Source organism: Amycolatopsis tucumanensis (assembly GCF_021654135.1).
GTDB classification, from domain to species: domain Bacteria; phylum Actinomycetota; class Actinomycetes; order Mycobacteriales; family Pseudonocardiaceae; genus Amycolatopsis_E; species Amycolatopsis_E tucumanensis.
This window is the reverse complement of record NZ_JAKGSD010000019.1, coordinates 41,796-58,566: the sequence shown is the minus strand read 5'-3', so window position 1 is coordinate 58,566 and position 16,771 is coordinate 41,796. Positions and strand designations below refer to the sequence as shown.

The window sequence follows — 16,771 nt, the reverse complement described above, 5'->3', positions numbered from 1 at the left end:
ACACCCCGATGGGGTTCGGGCGCATGCACCGCAAGGAGGACGCCCGGTTCATCCGCGGTCACGGGCAGTACGTCGACGACGTGAACCTGCCCGGGATGCTGCACGGCGCCGTGCTGCGCAGCCCGCACGCCCACGCGCGCATCGTGTCCGTCGACACGAGCGCGGCCGAGGCGCACCCGAAGGTGAAGGCCGTCATCACCGGCCAGACACTGGAGGGGCTGAACCTCGCCTGGATGCCGACGCTCTCGCACGACGTGCAGGCCGTGCTGGCCACCGACAAGGTCCGGTTCCAGGGCCAGGAGGTCGCCTTCGTCGTCGCCGACGACCACTACGCCGCCCGCGACGCGCTGGAGCTGATCGACGTCGAGTACGAGCCGCTACCGCCCGTCGTGGACGCCCGCCGCGCGCTGGAGCCGGACGCGCCGGTGATCCGCACCGACATCGACGGCAAGCGGGACAACCACATCTTCGACTGGGAAGCAGGCGACGCCGCGCGCACCGACGAGGTGTTCGCCCGCGCCGACGTGGTGTCCGCGCAGGACATGCTGTACCCGCGGGTGCACCCGGCGCCGATGGAGACCTGCGGCGCGGTGGCGCACCTGGACCCGATCACCGGGAAGCTCACCGTGTGGACGACCACGCAGGCGCCGCACGCGCACCGCACGCTGTACGCCCTGGTGGCCGGGCTGCCCGAGCACAAGATCCGGGTCATCTCGCCGGACATCGGCGGCGGGTTCGGCAACAAGGTCGGCATCTACCCGGGTTACGTGTGCGCGGTGGTCGGCTCCATCGTCACCGGCAAACCGGTGAAGTGGGTGGAGGACCGCTCGGAGAACCTGATGAGCACGTCCTTCGCCCGCGACTACCACATGCACGGCGAGATCGCGGCCACCAGCGACGGGAAGATCCTCGGGGTGCGCGTCAAGGTGCTCGCCGACCACGGCGCGTTCAACGGCACCGCGCAGCCGACGAAGTTCCCCGCCGGGTTCTTCAGCGTCTTCACCGGTTCCTACGACATCGAGGCGGCGCACTGCGCGGTCACCGGCGTCTACACCAACAAGGCGCCCGGCGGCGTCGCCTACGCGTGCTCGTTCCGCATCACCGAAGCGGTCTACCTGGTCGAGCGGCTGGTCGACGTGCTGGCCTACGACCTCGGAATGGACCCGGCGGAGCTGCGGATGCGCAACCTGCTCAGGCCGGAGCAGTTCCCGTACGTCAGCAAGACCGGCTGGGAGTACGACTCCGGCGACTACCCGCGCGCGCTGAGCCAGGCGATGGACATCGCCGGCTACGCGGAACTGCGGGAGGAGCAGAAGCGGCGCGCGGCGACCGGTGACGGGCCGCTGATGGGCATCGGCATCAGCTTCTTCACCGAGGCCGTCGGCGCCGGGCCGCGCAAGCACATGGACATCCTCGGGCTGGGCATGGCCGACGGCGCCGAGCTGCGCGTGCACCCGACCGGCAAGGCCGTGCTGCGGCTGTCCTGCCAGAGCCAGGGGCAGGGCCACGAAACGACGTTCGCGCAGATCGTCGCCGAGGAGCTGGGCATCTCGCCGGACGACATCGAGGTCGTGCACGGCGACACCGACCAGACGCCGTTCGGCCTCGGCACCTACGGGTCCCGGTCGACGCCGGTGTCCGGCGGGGCGACGGCGGTGGTGGCGCGGCGGGTCCGCGAGCGGGCCAAGATCGTCGCCTCGGCGATGCTGGAGGTGAGCCCGGACGACCTGGAGTGGGAGAAGGGCCGGTGGTTCGTCCAGGGCGACCCGGACTCCGGCAAGACCATCCAGGAGATCGCGCTGGCCGCGCACTCCGACCTGGAACTGCCCGACGGCGTCGAGGGTCACCTGGACGCGACGTGCGTCTACAACCCGCCGAACCTGACCTACCCGTTCGGCGCCTACATCTGCGTCGTCGACGTCGATCCCGAGACCGGGCAGGTGAAGGTGCGCCGGTTCGTCGCGGTCGACGACTGCGGCGTGCGGATCAACCCGATGATCGTCGAGGGCCAGGTGCACGGCGGGCTGGCCGAGGGCATCGGGATGGCGCTGATGCAGGTGATGGCGTTCGACGAGGACGGCAACCACCTCGGCGGGTCGTTCATGGACTACCTGATCCCCACGGCCGTGGAGTGCCCGTCGTGGGAGCTGGGCGAGACGGTGACCCCGTCGCCGCACCACCCCATCGGGGCCAAGGGCATCGGCGAGTCCGCGACCGTCGGCTCGCCCGCGGCCGTGGTCAACGCGGTGCTCGACGCGCTCAAGCCGTACGGGGTGCGGCACGCGGACATGCCGCTCACCCCGGCGGCCGTGTGGCGCGCGTCGCAGAACAGTCCACTCCGGACAGATTTGGCGATCACGTGATGAACGGGCAGGAGTTGCGGGCGCACGCGGAGTCCCTGCGGGCGGGCCGGACGCCGTTCGTGCTGGCGACGGTGGTGCGGGCGCAACGCCCCACGAGCGCGAAGCCCGGCGACTGCGCGCTGGTGCTCGCCGACGGGACCATCGAGGGTTTCGTCGGCGGGTCCTGCGCCGAGTCGACCGTGCGACAGCAGGGGATCCGGTTGCTGCTGACCGGCGAGTCGGCGCTGCTGCGGATCCAGCCGGGCGCGGGCGAGCAGGTCGAGGAGGGGGTGGTGACGGTCGGGAACCCGTGCCTGTCCGGCGGCGAGCTGGAGATCTTCCTCGACGCGCAGATGCCGCCGCCGTTGGTGGCGATCCACGGTGACGGGCCGATCGCGCGGGCGCTGGCGTCGGTCGGCCGCGTGCTCGGCTACGAGACGCGGGTGGGCGCCGAGCTGTCCGACGACACGTTCGCGGTGATCGTGGCGTCGCACGGCCGGGACGAGGAACGCGTGCTGGAGGCGGCGGTGCGCGCGGACGTGGCCTACATCGGCCTGATCGCGAGCGAGAAGCGCGGTGCTGCGGTGCTGGAGCGGCTGGGACTGCCCGAGCCCGGCCGCATCCACACCCCGGCCGGCCTGCCGATCGGGGCGCGGACGCCGGCCGAGGTCGCGGTGTCGGTGTACGCGGAGCTGATCGCGACCCGCCCGCGCCCGCCGCAGCGCCCGGCCGAGGACGTCGAGGTGGCCGCCGAGGCGGTCGACCCGGTGTGCGGCATGAGCGTCGCGATCACGCCGGAGGCGGTGCAGCTGCCCTACGGCGGGCGGCGGTACTACTTCTGCGGGGCCGGGTGCCGTCACGCGTTCGCCGACGAACCGGGCAGGTACACCGGTGACGCCTGAGACGGTCGGCGATCTCGCCGAGCGCCTCGGCGCCGCCGGGTACCTCACCGACGACGCGCTGGCCACCGCCCTGTTCCTCGCGGTCCGGATGCGGCAGCCGATCCTGCTGGAGGGCGAGCCCGGTGTCGGCAAGACGCAGGCGGCCAAGTCGCTGGCGGCGGCCATGGACACGCCGCTGATCCGGTTGCAGTGCTACGAGGGACTGTCCTCTTCGGACGCGCTGTACGAGTGGAACTACCCGCGCCAGCTGCTCGGGATCCGGCTGGCCGAGTCACGGGGCGAGTCGCTGGCGGAGGCCGACCTCTTCGCCGACGACTACCTGCTGGCGCGGCCGCTGCTGGCGGCGATCACGCACCCCGGCCCGCGCCCGGCGGTGCTGCTGATCGACGAGGTCGACCGCGCCGACGACGAGTTCGAGGCGTTCCTGCTCGAACTGCTGGCCGAGTCAGCGGTGACGATCCCGGAGCTGGGCACGCGGCGCGCGGTGGTGCCGCCGGTGGTCGTGCTGACCTCCAACCGGACCCGCGAACTGCACGACGCCCTCAAGCGGCGGTGCCTGTACCACTGGATCGCGCACCCGGAGGTGGCGCAGGTGGCGGCCATCATCCGGTTGCGGGTGCCGGGCGCGGCGGACTGGCTCGCCTCGCGTGTGGCGCGGGCGGTGGGGCGGATGCGCGGGTTCGGGCTGTACAAGCCGCCGGGGGTCGCGGAGGCGATCTCGTGGGCCTCGGCGCTGCAGGTGCTCGGTGTGCCGGTGGTGGACGGCCCGGCGATGGAGCGGACGCTGAGCGCGGTGCTCAAGTACGAAGAGGACCGCGCGGTGGCAGTGGAGCGGCTGGTGGAGGTGGTTGGTGAGTGAGCCTGGGCCGCGGTGGTGCGGAGGTTCGGCGTGGTGCTGAGGTGCGAGGCGGACTTCGGGGCGTTTTCCTCGGTGTCGGTGCGGCGGCCATATCCAGCGGACCGCGGTGGTGGAGCGGCTGGTGGAGGTTGTCGGTGAGTGAGGTTGCCGGTCTGGCCTGCGGTGGTGCGGAGGTTTGGCGTGGTGTTGAGGTGCGAGGAGGACTGCGGGGGCGTTGTCCTCGGTGCCGGTGCGGCGGCCATTTCCAGCGGGCGCGGTGGTGGAGCGGCTGGCGGGGGTGGTTGGTGAGTCAGCCTGGCGGTATGGCCCGCGGGGGGCGTTCTCCTCGGTGCCGGTGCGGCGGCCAGATCCAGCGGGCGCAGTGGTGGAGCGGCCGGTGGAGGTGGTCAGGGAGTGAGCCCGCCGGCTCCGCGGTGGCGCGTCTCGTGGAGGTCGTCGGTGAGTGAGCCCGCCGGTGGTGTCGCGTGAGTGACCTGGCGGAGCTGGCGGCGCGGCTGTGCGAGCGGCTGCGGTCGGCCGGCCTTGCGGTCGGTGCGGATCGGGCCGCGCGCTTCGCCCGGGCGGTGATGCTCGTGTCGCCGCAGCGCACGCGCGAGCTGTACCTGTGCGCGCTAGCAACCCTCACCTCGTCCCCGGCCGACGAGCAGGTTCTGGCCCGGGTGTTCGTCACCGTCTTCCCCCTGCCCGAGGCCGGCGCCGGCGGGGCCTTCAGCGCTGGGGAATCGACGGGGCCGTCGCGGGAGGTGCGGGCGCCCACCGCGGGCAGCGCGGTGGACCGGCTGGCGACCCGCGACTTCGGCACGCTCGAACCCGCGGAGCTGGCGCAGCTGCGGGCCGCGATGAGCGAGTTCCGGCTGGCGACCCCGCTGCGGCGGTCGCGGCGGAAGCGGGTTTCGCCCGGCGGGCGGCGCGCCGACCTGCGGGAGACGTTGCGCGTGGCGCGCCGCACCGGGGGCGAGCCGGTCCGGTTGCGGCGCTGGGTGTCGCGCGAGAAGCCGCGGAAGCTGGTCGTGCTGTGCGACATCTCGGGGTCGATGGAGCCCTACGCGCGGGCCTTGCTGCAGCTGCTGGTGTGCGCCGCGGGTGGCGCGCGGGCCGAGGTGTTCACGTTCGCGACCCGTCTCACGCGGCTGACCCGGGTGCTGCAGCGGGCACCGTCGGCGGCGCTGGCCGACGCCGGGCGGGAGGCGCCGGACTGGTCGGGCGGCACGAAGATCGGTGATTCACTCGGCGAGTTCCTGGATACCCATGGCGTGCGCGGGATGGCGCGCGGAGCGGTGGTGGTCGTCCTGTCCGACGGATGGGAGACCGGCAGCCCCGAGCGGCTGGGCCGCGAAATGGCCCGGTTGTCGCGGCTCGCGTACCGGATCGTGTGGGCCAACCCGCGCACGGCCAGCCCGCGGTTCCGGCCGTCGACCGGCGGGATGGCGGCGGCGTGGCCGTACTGCGACGCCGTCGTCAGCGCCCACCGCCTGGATGCGATCGAAGATCTGCTGAGCGCCATAGCCGGTTACTCCGGGCGGGATTAGGGTAGCCTAACCGCAGACGCTGAACGGGAGTGAGGAGCGGCGTATGGCAGGCAAGTCCCGGCCGGCGGTCCGGCTGCGGGTGCTGCGCACCCAGCGGCTGACACCGCACATGATCCGCATCGTCGCCGGTGGGCCAGGGCTGGCCGATTTCCAGCCGAACGAGTTCGCCGACGCGTATGTGAAGATGCTGTTCCCGCAGGAGGGTGTGGAGTACCCGACGCCGTTCGACATGGGCGTCATCCGCGCCGAGATGCCACGCGAGCAGTGGCCGGTGATGCGGACCTACACCGTGCGCTACTACGACCCGCGCGCCGGCGAGCTGGCGCTGGACTTCGTGCACCACGGCGACCAGGGGCTCGGCGGCCCGTGGGCGGCGGCCGCCCAGCCGGGGGACGAGCTGCTGCTGGCCGGCCCCGGTGGCGCCTACGCCCCCGGCGAGGAGGCCGACTGGCACCTGCTGGTCGGCGACGAGAGCGCCCTGCCCGCGATCGCGGTGGCGCTGGAGATGATGCCGGCCGGCGTGCCGGTGCGGGTGTTCGTCGAGGTGGCGGACCCGGCGGAGGAACAGCCGCTCGCCACCAAGGGGGACGCGCAGATCCAGTGGCTGCACCGTTCCGCCGGGGACGACCTGGTGGCCGCCGTGCGCGCGCTGGAGTTCCTGCCGGGCACGGTGCAGGCCTTCGTCCACGGCGAGGCCGGTTTCGTCCGGGAGCTGCGCCGGTACCTGCTCGGCGAGCGCGGGATGCGCAAGGACCTGCTGTCGATCTCGGGCTACTGGCGCCGGGGCAAGACGGACGAGGAGTGGCGGGCGGAGAAGGCCGCGGAGCGCGCCGCCGAGGAGGCCGCCGGCCGTTCGTGACGGTCAGCGGCGGGCGCTGGTGGCGGGCTGCACCGGCCGTTCGTGGCGGGTTGCGGCGGCCGCTCGTGACGGCCTGCGGCGGCCGTTCGTGGCGGGCTGTGATGGCTGCTCGTGATGGGCTGCGCCGACCGTTCGTGAGGGGCTGCGCCCGGCGCTTGTGGCGAGCTGTGCCGACCGTTCGCGATGGCTGTGCCTGCCGTTCGTGGCGGATAGCGCCGGCCGCTTGTGGCGGGGTTGCGGCGGCTGCTTGTGGCGGGCTGCGCTTGCCGTTCGTGATGGCTGTGCCTGCCGTTCATGGCGGGCTGCGCCTGCCGCTAGTGGCGGGGCTGCGGCGGCCGCTCGTGACGGGCTGCGCGGGCCGGTTACGCCGGGTGGTTGCGAGGCCGGCCGGCCCGTCGGCTATTCTCTCTTCCGGCGCCGGAACCCGGCGCCACACGCGGACGTAGCGCAGCTGGTAGCGCATCACCTTGCCAAGGTGAGGGTCGCGGGTTCGAATCCCGTCGTCCGCTCCACGCGCGATTAGCTCAGCGGGAGAGCGCTACCTTGACACGGTAGAGGTCACTGGTTCAATCCCAGTATCGCGCACCACAGTCCCTTGTGGACATCGGCTTTCCGGGAACGGCTGCCACGCTTGAGCGCGGCAGCCGTTCTCGTTTCGGGGGGCACGGACGCCGCGGTGAAGCGCACCGGCAGCCCTGCCGGGTCCTCGGCGCGGGAAGCAGTGGGACTTTCTCCGACGCCATCGCCAGGGTCACCCTGTGCAGCCGGCACAGAGCCGTGCCCACCGCGATTCGATCATCTGTCCGGTCCGGCGGGCCGGAAGCGTGTGCGGCCCGGTCACTGCAGGCCCACGGCCTCGCCGGTGCCAGGCGCTGCCGCGTCGCGGCACTTCGGCGCCGAAACCGTCCTGAAGCCGCGGTGAAACCGGCCGCCCGCAGGCTGCGGTCATGGAACAGGACGAACTCACCTCGCTGCCCACCGCCCGTCCCACCGGCTGTCCCTTCGACCCGCCCGCCGAGCTGGGTGAGATCCGGGCGCGGTGGCCCCTCGTGCGCATGTCATACCCCGACGGGCACCGCGGCTGGCTGGTCACCGGTCACGCCCAGGCCCGCGCCGTGCTCGGCGACTCGCGGTTCACCTCGCGGTACGAGCTCATGCACTACCCGCTCCCCGGCCTGGACGGCGACATCCCGCCGGCACCGGTCGGCGACCTCACCGGCATCGACGCGCCCGAGCACACCCGCTACCGCAAACTGCTCGCCGGGAAGTTCACCGTCCGCCGGATGCGCCAGCTCACCGATCGGGTCGAAGAGGTCACCGCCGAGCACCTGGATGCCATGGCGCAGCACGGCCCGTCGGTGGACCTGGTCCAGGCCTACGCGCGCCCGGTGCCCGCGGTGATGATCTGCGAGCTGCTCGGTGTGCCCTACACCGACCGCGAGTTCTTCCACACCCAGGTGACGGCGCTGATGGCCCCGAAGAGCACGCCGGAGGAGCAGTTCGCCGCGTACGGCGCGCTGCAGGACTACCTGCGGGACCTGGTACTCGCCAAGCGCGCCGAGCCCACTGACGACGTGCTCGGCGACCTCACCACGAGCGTCCTGAGCGACGAGGAACTGTCCGGCATCGGCACGTTCCTGCTGGGCGCCGGCCTGGACACCACCGCCAACATGATCGCGCTGGGCGCCTTCGCGCTGCTGCGCCACCCGGACCAGCTCGCCGCGCTCCGCGACGACCCTGCCCTGGCGGACAGCGCGGTCGAAGAGCTGCTCCGTTACCTGACCATCGCTCACACCGGTGTCCGCGCCGCGCTGGAGGACGTCGAGCTGGACGGTCAGGTGATCCGAGCGGGTGAGACCGTCACCATCGCCGCGCACGCCGCCAACCGCGACCCGGAGCGGTTCCCGGAGCCGGACACGCTCGACCTGCGCCGGCATGCCGCCGGGCACTTGGCTTTCGGCCACGGCATCCACCAGTGCCTGGGACAGCAGCTGGCCCGCGTCGAAATGCGCGTCGCCATCCCCGCGCTCTTCGCCCGCTTCCCGACGCTGCGCCTGGCCGTCCCGGCCGACGAGGTGCCGCTGCGGCACGACATGAACATCTACGGCGTGCACCGGCTGCCGGTCAGCTGGGATTGATCAGTGGCACAGTGACGGATGCGTAGCCGAGTGGGCGCCAGGTATTCAGCGCGAGCGTGGTGGTGTTGAGCTCGAGGGTGGCGTTTCCATGGGCACGGCGCTGGCGAGCATCGTCGCGGGCGGGCGGGGTGTTTCATCGGCCTCCTCAGAAGACAGTGCCCGCGTCCTGGGCGACGATCTCGTCCAGGGCTCGTTCGGCGACGGCGGCGATGGTCATGGACGGGTTGCACGCGGCGGTGTTGCCCGGCATCAGGGCGCCGTCGAGTACGTAGAGTCCGCGGTGGCCCAGGACGCGGCCGGCGAGGTCGCAGACCGTGCCCATCGACGCGCCACCGAGCGGGTGCCACGTGCTCGGCACGAGCGTCGTGGTGTTGAGCTTGACCGCGGCGGCTCCGCCGATGTCGGTGATCCGCTCGTGGATGCGCTGCGCCACCTTGGCGTCCGCGTTGCCCGGCCACTGCAGCACGGCGTCGTCCTTGACCGGGTCGTAGACGAAGTGGCCGCGCCCCGCGCTCACGCCGTAGCCGACGAGCATCGTGGTGCGCAGGTTCGGCAGCGGCGGGATGGACGCCTGGATGACCGTGTTCGCCAGTGCCGGGTCGGACCACTCCTTGCTGCCGTAGATGACCGGGCCGCCCTGCGGGGAGCCGAAGTCGTCGGCGAGGCTGGTCCACGTGTAGATCTGGTCGCCGTTGGAGCCCCAATTGGTGCCGAGGCCGTCCGGCAGGTCCGGGATCCCGCCGGTGGCGCCGGCGCGCATCAGCAGCTTGGTGGTGTTCGCCGTGCCGGCCGCCATCACGAGCGCGTTCGCGGTGAGGACCTTCTTTTCGAGCACCACGCCGCCCGTGTTGATCCGGTCGACGTGGATCAGCCAGCGCCCGTCGGGAGCCATCGCCACATCTGTGACGTTGTGCAGGGTCGCGACGGTGCAGCGGCCGGTGGCCTCGGCAGCCGCCAGGTAGGTGACGTCGACCGAGTGCTTGCCGCCATTGTTGACGCCGAACGCGCAGTCGCCGTTGGTGTAGGACGGTTTCATCTCGCCCTTCAGCTCGCGGAGGGCGTAGCTCCAGTCGATCGGCATCGGAATCTTCTCGACCGAGTGGCCCGCCGCCCGGGCGTTGCGGGCGAAGATCCGCGCCGCCGCGTAGGTCGGGCCGGCGATCAGCTCGTCCGGTGCGGTGGCGATGCGCAGCATGCTCGCCACCCGCGGGTAGTACACCTGGTCCATGCGCGCGTAGTCGAGCTGCTCGGGGAAGTTGGCGTTGAACACCTCCTCCGTCGGCTGGAGCGTCATGCCCTGGTAGACCAGTGATCCACCGCCGACGCCCGCCGCGCACATGATGTCCATGCCGTTGCCCGGCACGCGTTCCAGCAGTCCGGTGTAGCGCTCGAACGGGAACGACACGAGCCCGAACAGGTTGGGCTCCGAGCCGAGCCAGAAGATCCGCTTGTCCGGCGCGGTCGGGTGGGGGAAGGTCTCGGCGTTCGGTCCGGTTGGCCAGCGGATGCCGCGTTCGAGGACGTGCACGGGCACCCCGGCCTGCGCCAGCCGCAGGGCGGTCACGCCGCCGCCGAAGCCGGAGCCGATGACCACCACCCGGTGCTCCTCGCGGGTGACCGGCACGCGGCTCGCGGACGCGGCGCCCGGCAGGAGGGTCAGGCCCGTGGCGGCGGCCGCCCCCTTGATCACGGTGCGGCGGCTCAGAGCGGGCATGGGTCCTCCGTTGCGGTCGGTGCGGGTTCGGTGACGGGCGGGAGTTTAGGGAGGTGAACCGAGACATGGAACGATTTGCGGATCTCACTACTCGCCAGTAGCATCCGGCTGATGCGAGGTCGCCGGAGTTGAGCCCGCACCGCAGCGACGCCCTGCGCAACCGCGAGACGATCCTGCGCGTGGCCGACGAGGCGTTCGCGGAGGGCGTGGACGTCGTCCCGCTCGAGGAGATCGCCCGCCGGGCGCGCCTGGGCCGCGCGACGGTCTACCGGCACTTCCCCGACCGCCGCGCGCTCGGCTTGGCAGTGGCGGCGCAGCAACTGCGGGCGCTGCGCCGGATGGTGAAGCAGCAGGAGGCCGCACCCCGTCCGTTCCGCGAACTGCTGGCGATGGTGCTGGCCATGCAGGTTTCCCGGCGACCGCTGGTCCGCCTGTTCCGGGAGCTGCCGGTGCGCTACCAGCAGCAGAAGGCGAACGCGTTGATCACGATCCTGACCCCGGCTTTCCGGCGCGCGCAAGCCGATGGGCAGCTGCGCGCGGACGTGCAGCCGACGGACCTGTTGCTGGTGTTCGAAATGGTGGAAGCGGCGGTCGCGGCGGGATCGGCCGCGGTGCACCGGGACGGCGCCGTGCGGCGGGTGGTGGATGTCGTGCTGGATGGGTTCTTCGCGGTGGCGCCGGTGCGTTGAGCGGTGCAGGTCGCACGCCGTTGCCAAGATCGCCGGTGCGGCGCGGAATGATCGTGGACTGCTGCGAGGTCATGGTCTTCCTTCTGTCCTTTGTGGCTTCGGTTCTGCTGATCAGTTTAGGAGGGCGCAAACCGTCGCACATCTACCGAAAGACAGATCTTTGCGGCTCTCACCGCACCACCCCGCGCACCCCTTCCGGCCAGTCCAGCGGCACTCCGAGCTTTGCCAGACGGTCCTGGAAGTCCGCCAGCAGATCGGGCCGCGCGCGCACCGCCCGCGGGGGCACTCCGTTCTCCAGCGCGAACGCCGCCAGCGCTCCGGCCGCCTCGCCGGTGTTCCACTCCACCGGGTGCAGCCGGTAGCAACCGTTCGTCACGTGCGTCACCCCGAGGCACTTTCCGCCCGCCAGGAGGTTTTCCACCCGCACCGGCAGCAGCGCGCCGAGCGGGATCTGGAACGGGTGGCAGGCGATGTCGAGGTACCCGCGGCCCCCGGTGCTCGGGTGCAGGTCGATCCGGTAGCAACCGATCCCCACGCTGTCGGCGAACTGCTCGGCCTGCCCGATCCCGGCACGCGCCTCCACGCCGACGTGCTGCTCCAGCACCGTGAACTCGGCCCGGATGCGGCGGCTCTCCCGCACGTACGGGGCGAGCGCCAACCCATCCGCGGTGCCCAGCGGCTCCCCGGCCAGGCGCAGACCGGGATACCCCGCCTCGGTCTGCAGCCAGTGCACGAACGACAACGTCAGCGACCGCGCCTGCGCCAGCCGCGCCGCCCGCTCCTCCGGCGCCACCCCGGTCACCGGCGCCAGCCAGTAGTCGATCTGCGGCCAGTTCACCAGAGTCACATCCGGCCGCGGCGGATCCCACAACCGTCCACTCCGGATCCGCCGGAACCGCCACAGGTCCTGTCCCTCGCCGAACAACGGGCGGCTCAACGGCTCGCCCGTCTCCGGCTCCTGCGTTGCCCACCCCAGCTGCGGGCCGGGCCAGAACGGCGCCCGGTAACCGCGCCAGAAGTCGTAGTCGTCGGGGCGCGGCACGACGTGCGAGCCGTCCGGGTCCCACTCCAGCGCGGCGCACCAGGTGAGCGCCTGCTGGTCGAACGGATCGGCCGGCCCGTCCAGCGCGTGCGGCTCGCCCGTCTCGTCCGCGCTCTCCGACCCGAGCACGTGCTCACACCCCGCCAGCGGCAGGACATCGCCCTCTTCGGTCGCGTCGATCACGTACGACGCGCTCAGCGACACCACACCCTCCGGCGACGCGAACTCCACCGCGTCCACCCGGTCGCCCGTCGTCACCGCGCCGACCGGCGTGTGGTGGTACCGGATCTCCAGGTTCCCCGCGCGCACCAGCGGCGCGAGCAGCTCGTCCAGCACCTCGCCCACGACCACCGGCTCCGCGCACAGCGCGCTCACCCAGCCCTCGCCCGGGTTCAGCTCCCGCACCGCGCGCGCCTCGGCGCCCAGCCGGGGGTCCGCCCGGTACCGGTCCCGCACCCGGGACCGCATCAGCCGGTACGACTGGGTGGCCCCGAAGGTCTCCACCCACGCGTTCTCGTCAGGCGGCACCGCCTGCGTGGTCAGCTGGCCGCCGAGCCGCCCGGTCGCCTCGGTCAGCACCACCCGCCTGCCGAGCATCGCCGCCGACAGGGCCGCGGCCACCCCGCCGCAACCGCCACCGACGACCAGCACCTCGCAGTCGGAACGCATTGCCCTCCCTCTCACTTCACGCCCGTCTGGGCGAGGCTTTCGGTGATCTGCCGCCGCGCCACCAGGTAGGCGATCACCAGCGGCACGGTCGAGATCGCCGTCGCCGCCATCTGCGGTCCCCACAACGGGTTTCCGCTGGTGTCGGTCAGCGCGGTCAGCGCGAGCGGCACCGTGTACAGCTCGCTGCGGTTGACGAACACCAGTGGTTCCAGGAACGAGTTCCAGCTGTACAGGAACGCGATGATGCCGATCGTGCCGAGCATCGGGCGGGTCAGCGGCAGGATCAGGTGCCAGAGGATCCGCGCGCGACCCATCCCGTCGATCATCGCCGCCTCCTCCAGCTCGACCGGGATCGACTGGATGAACTGGCGCATCAGGAAGATCCCGGTCACCCCGGTCGCGCCGAACACCGGCAGCGCCAGCAGCGGCACGTGCGTGTCGGCCAGCCCGAGGTCCTTCATCAGGGTGAAGTTCGGGATCAGCGTGACCTCGACCGGCAGCATCAGCGCGCTCAGGAACAGGAAGAAGATCACGTTGCGGCCGGGGAAGCGCAGCCGCGCGAAGGCGTAGCCGGACAGCAGCGACAGCGCGCACGTGAACAACGCGACCAGCACGGCGATGTACAGGCTGTTGTAGATCTGCCGGGCGAACGGCTGGAACGCGAAGACGTCCCGGATGTTGCCCAGCGTGATGTCGCGGGGGATGAGCTGCGGCGGCGACGCGAGCACGTCCCCGGGCGGCTTCAGCGCGCTGGTGATCATCCACAGGAACGGGAACACCAGCGGCACGCACAGCACCACGAGGAAGGCGTACCGCAGTACCCGGCTACTCACTGTGCACCCACTTCCTGCGCGCCCACCACTGCGCCGCCGCCAGGAGCAGCGTCAGTCCGAAGAGGACGACGGCGATCGCGCTCGCGTAACCGGTCCGGAACAGCTGGAACGCCTGCTCGTACAGGTAGTAGGCGAGCACCGACGTCGCGTGCGCCGGCCCGCCGTGCGTCATCAGCTGGATGTAGTCGAACACCTGGAACGACCCGATGAACGTGATCAGCACGACCACCAGCGTGGTGGGCGCGATCAGCGGCAGCACGATGTGCCTGGTCACCCGCCACTCGCTCGCGCCGTCCAGCCGTGCCGCCTCCAGGGTCTCCGACGGCATGTTGCGCAACGCGGCGAGGAAGATCACGGCCTTCAGCCCGACCGTCTTCAGCGCCGCCACCACGGTCACCGCCACCAGCGACGGCTGGGCCTCGAACAGCCAGTTCGGGCCGGTGATGCCGAAGACCGAGAGGAACTCGTTGACCCCGCCGCCCTTGCCCTGCAACAGGAACCGCCACACCAGCGCCCACGCCGCCTGCGAGGTGATGACGGACAGGAAGGCGAGCGTGAGGAACACCTCGGCTCCCGGCGGGCGCCGGTGGAGCACGAGCGCGAGGCCGAGCGACAACCCCACGTTGATCACCACGAGCCCGAGCGCGAACACCCCGGTGACCGCCAGCGAGTGCCAGAACGTGGCGTCCCCGGTGAGCAGTTCCCGGTAGTTCTCCCAGCCCGCTGGTTTCGACACGCCCGAGCGCAGGTCCGTGTGGGTGAACGACAGGACCACGACGGACACCAGCGGGACCAGCACGAACAGCGTGAACCCGATCATCTGCGGGGTGATGAGCAGGTAACCGGTCAGCGTCTCGCGGACGCGTCGCCGTGCGACCACGATCCCTCCCTAACTCTTCTCGCGCAGCAGCGGGCCGACCTCGCCGCACAGCTCGGACAGCGCCTGAGGCACGTTCGCGCCTGGTGACCACAGCTCGTCGAACACCGGCTGCGCCGCGGTCTTGATCTCCGGCCACGTCCGCGGGTACTGGAACGCCTGCCCCTCGGTGATGCCGGGCACGAGGATGCTCGTAATCGCGTCCGGCGGCAGTGCGCTCCCGGTGTAGACCTGCGTGGCGTCGGCGAGCACGGACTGGCGCGGCGGCGGGAAGAACCGGGCGAGCTCACGCATCGAGCGTTCGCTGGTGAGGAACTTGAGGAACTCGATCGCCAGGTCCCGGTGCGGCGCCTGCTGGAACACCACCAGCCCGGCCTGCCCGGTCACCTGCGGCTGCCCACCGGGGCCGGCGGGGAGCGGGGCGAAGCCGTATTGGAACTTCGCGCCCTTCAGCTGGGACAGCCGGGAGAGCTGGGTGATCGTCAGGGCGGCGTTCCCGGCGTAGAAGTCCGCCTGCGCGCCGGGCGGCACCGCGGTGCTGTCGGTGAACGCCATGCGGTGCAGGGTGTCGATGGCCCGCACGGCTTCCGGCGAGTCCATTGTGCACTGATCGCCCGAAGCGAAGCGCGCGCCGTAAGCCCGTAGCAGCGGGTCGAGCGTCGGCCACGACACCGGCAGCGGCCCGTACAGGCTGCCTTCGTTGCTCTGGAACACGTAGCTGCCGCCCGGCAACGTCGGCTGCAGCTCGCGCGCGAGGGCGGCCAGCCGGTCCCACGTCCACTCGCCACGCGCGGCCAGCTCGGCGGGTTCGGGCAGACCGGCGCGGGCGAAGAAGTCCCGGTTGTAGACCACGAAGAACGGGCTGGTGGAGAACGGCACCCCGTACACCGCGTCGCCGTTCCGCCAGTTCGTGAACGCGCTCGGCACGAAGTCGCCCAGCCGGTAGGCGGGGTCGGCGCGCAGGGCGGGCCCGACGTCGGCGAGCACCTCGGTGGCGGCCATGCCGACCGCGTCCGGCGCGCCGAGCCAGCCCAGGTCCGGCGGGTCGCCACCGGCCAGCCGGACGGACACCTTCGTCGTGTAGTCGGCCTGCGGCACCGTCTGGATCCGCACCGGCGTACCGCCGTGCTGGGCCGAGAACTCCCCGGCGAGCCGGTTGAGCAGGCCGAGCTGCTCCTGGTTGGACGTCCAGACCGTCATGGTGACGGTGTCGGCGCCGGCTCGGTCGCCGATCCCGCAGGCCGCGGTCAACGCGACCGCGGACACGGCGAACAGGCGCCCCCATCGCTTTCTCATGCAACCTCTCCGTTGGGGTCGGCAGTGTCAGGCGCGGGTGAGCGTGGCCCCCTCGCGCTGCGGGCAGTCGACGGTGCTGATCGCAGTGCCGCCACCGTCCAGCGCGGCGAGCAGTTGTTCGAGCGCGCGGCGGCCGACCAGCCGGCCGGGGATGCCGTAGCCGGACCAGAAGTCGTCTTCGCTCTCCTCGGAGATCCCCGCGACGGCGATCGGCAGGTCCACGGCCACCGCGCGCACCGCCTCGGCGTAGTCGACGTTCTCCGCGACCACGGCGGTGACCCCGCTTTCGCGCAGTTCCCGCACGAAGGCGGGGGAGATCTCGTCGAGCTTCGGGAAGGCCTCCGACACCGTGAGGTCGCCGTCGCGCAGCCCGGCGAGCCGGTCAGCGGTGGCCGGCAGACCGGAATTCGCGCCCACGTAACGGATTTCCCGGTGCCCGAGCGCGGCGATCCGGCCGGCCAGCACCCGCCCCGCGCCCCGGTAGTCCGGCGACACGTTGGGCACCTCGCGCCCGTCGTCGAGGAACCGCCGCCCGATGAACACGAACGGGTACTCCTCGGCGACCAGCTGCTCGAGGTCGGCGGGGATCTCGTCCCGCCCGAGCAGCACGGCGCCGTCCACCAGGCGGAGCTTGTTCTCGCCGCCGGCGTAGATGCTGCGCACCGGCCCGGACATCGCGGCGCTGGTGAACAGCAGCAGGTCGTTCCCGGACTCCTCGGCGGCTTCCTCGATGCCCAGCAGGAACGGGTGGTAGAGGCTGCGCTGCGCGGTACCGAACACGCGCTCGTAGGTGAAGATCCCGAGCAGCTGGCTGCGCCCCTTGGCCAGGCGCCGCGCGAGCGGATCGGCGCGGTAGCCCATCTCCCTGGCGATGGCGAGCACCCGCTGCCGGGTCTCCTCCGGGATCGTCGTCGCCTTGTCGCGCAGGATCAGCGACACCGCCGCCTGGGTGACCCCGGCGCGGCGCGCGATGTCCGCCTGTGAGACACGGCGTGGCCTGCCTTGGCCAGTTATGCGCATAA

At 71.8% G+C, this 16,771-nt stretch carries 13 protein-coding genes and 2 tRNA genes; 9 read left to right on the top strand and 6 right to left on the bottom strand.

The genetic code is table 11. From position 1 onward, the window contains the following. Nucleotides 1-8 precede the first annotated feature (8 nt). The 8 genes from L2C96_RS20010 (at nt 9) to L2C96_RS19975 (ending at nt 8,629) form a co-directional block, all read left to right on the top strand. Nucleotides 9-2,363, top strand: coding sequence for an aerobic carbon-monoxide dehydrogenase large subunit (locus tag L2C96_RS20010; RefSeq protein ID WP_237337376.1), 2,355 nt, complete (start codon nt 9-11; stop codon nt 2,361-2,363). Next, nucleotides 2,363-3,244 carry an XdhC family protein gene (locus L2C96_RS20005; RefSeq protein ID WP_237337323.1) on the top strand — a complete coding sequence of 294 codons (882 nt, stop codon included), beginning with the start codon at nt 2,363-2,365 and terminating at the stop codon, nt 3,242-3,244. Before L2C96_RS20010 ends, L2C96_RS20005 begins: the two co-directional genes overlap by 1 nt. Then, nucleotides 3,234-4,103, top strand: a complete 870-nt coding sequence (locus L2C96_RS20000) for an AAA family ATPase (protein WP_237337322.1) — start codon at nt 3,234-3,236, stop codon at nt 4,101-4,103. Before L2C96_RS20005 ends, L2C96_RS20000 begins: the two co-directional genes overlap by 11 nt. Before the next feature lie 464 nt (nt 4,104-4,567). After that, nucleotides 4,568-5,632, top strand: coding sequence for a vWA domain-containing protein (locus L2C96_RS19995; RefSeq protein ID WP_237337321.1), 1,065 nt, complete (start codon nt 4,568-4,570; stop codon nt 5,630-5,632). 43 nt (nt 5,633-5,675) lie between these two features. Further along, nucleotides 5,676-6,491, top strand: coding sequence for a siderophore-interacting protein (locus L2C96_RS19990; RefSeq protein WP_237337320.1), 816 nt, complete (start codon nt 5,676-5,678; stop codon nt 6,489-6,491). A gap of 436 nt (nt 6,492-6,927) precedes the next feature. Beyond that, a tRNA-Gly gene (locus tag L2C96_RS19985) sits at nt 6,928-7,003 on the top strand. A 1-nt stretch (nt 7,004) separates the two neighbouring features. Further along, nucleotides 7,005-7,079 (top strand) — tRNA-Val (locus L2C96_RS19980). A gap of 359 nt (nt 7,080-7,438) precedes the next feature. Next, nucleotides 7,439-8,629, top strand: coding sequence for a cytochrome P450 (locus L2C96_RS19975; protein WP_237337319.1), 1,191 nt, complete (start codon nt 7,439-7,441; stop codon nt 8,627-8,629). A 145-nt stretch (nt 8,630-8,774) separates the two neighbouring features. On the opposite strand, the gene L2C96_RS19970 is transcribed toward L2C96_RS19975, so the two are convergent. Continuing rightward, nucleotides 8,775-10,343: a GMC oxidoreductase gene (locus tag L2C96_RS19970; RefSeq protein WP_237337318.1), complete on the bottom strand. Its 1,569-nt coding sequence runs from the start codon at nt 10,341-10,343 to the stop codon at nt 8,775-8,777. 128 nt (nt 10,344-10,471) lie between these two features. Between L2C96_RS19970 and L2C96_RS19965 the strand changes: the two genes are divergently transcribed. Further along, the gene (locus L2C96_RS19965) at nt 10,472-11,032 is read left to right on the top strand and encodes a TetR/AcrR family transcriptional regulator (RefSeq protein WP_237337317.1); all 561 of its coding nucleotides are present in this window, start codon (nt 10,472-10,474) and stop codon (nt 11,030-11,032) included. A gap of 169 nt (nt 11,033-11,201) precedes the next feature. Here L2C96_RS19965 and L2C96_RS19960 read toward each other — a convergent pair whose 3' ends face one another. From L2C96_RS19960 to L2C96_RS19940, 5 genes are read right to left on the bottom strand one after another with little or no spacing between them, the layout of a single operon-like run. Beyond that, nucleotides 11,202-12,743 carry an FAD-dependent oxidoreductase gene (locus L2C96_RS19960; RefSeq protein ID WP_237337316.1) on the bottom strand — a complete coding sequence of 514 codons (1,542 nt, stop codon included), beginning with the start codon at nt 12,741-12,743 and terminating at the stop codon, nt 11,202-11,204. Between the two features lie 11 nt (nt 12,744-12,754). Further along, entirely contained in the window at nt 12,755-13,576 is an 822-nt protein-coding gene (locus L2C96_RS19955) for a carbohydrate ABC transporter permease (protein WP_237337315.1), read from the bottom strand. Next, entirely contained in the window at nt 13,569-14,456 is an 888-nt protein-coding gene (locus L2C96_RS19950; RefSeq protein ID WP_237337314.1) for a carbohydrate ABC transporter permease, read from the bottom strand. Before L2C96_RS19950 ends, L2C96_RS19955 begins: the two co-directional genes overlap by 8 nt. A gap of 9 nt (nt 14,457-14,465) precedes the next feature. Then, nucleotides 14,466-15,749, bottom strand: coding sequence for an ABC transporter substrate-binding protein (locus L2C96_RS19945; protein WP_237337313.1), 1,284 nt, complete (start codon nt 15,747-15,749; stop codon nt 14,466-14,468). Between the two features lie 27 nt (nt 15,750-15,776). Then, entirely contained in the window at nt 15,777-16,769 is a 993-nt protein-coding gene (locus L2C96_RS19940; protein ID WP_237337312.1) for a LacI family DNA-binding transcriptional regulator, read from the bottom strand. Nucleotides 16,770-16,771: the final 2 nt, after the last annotated feature.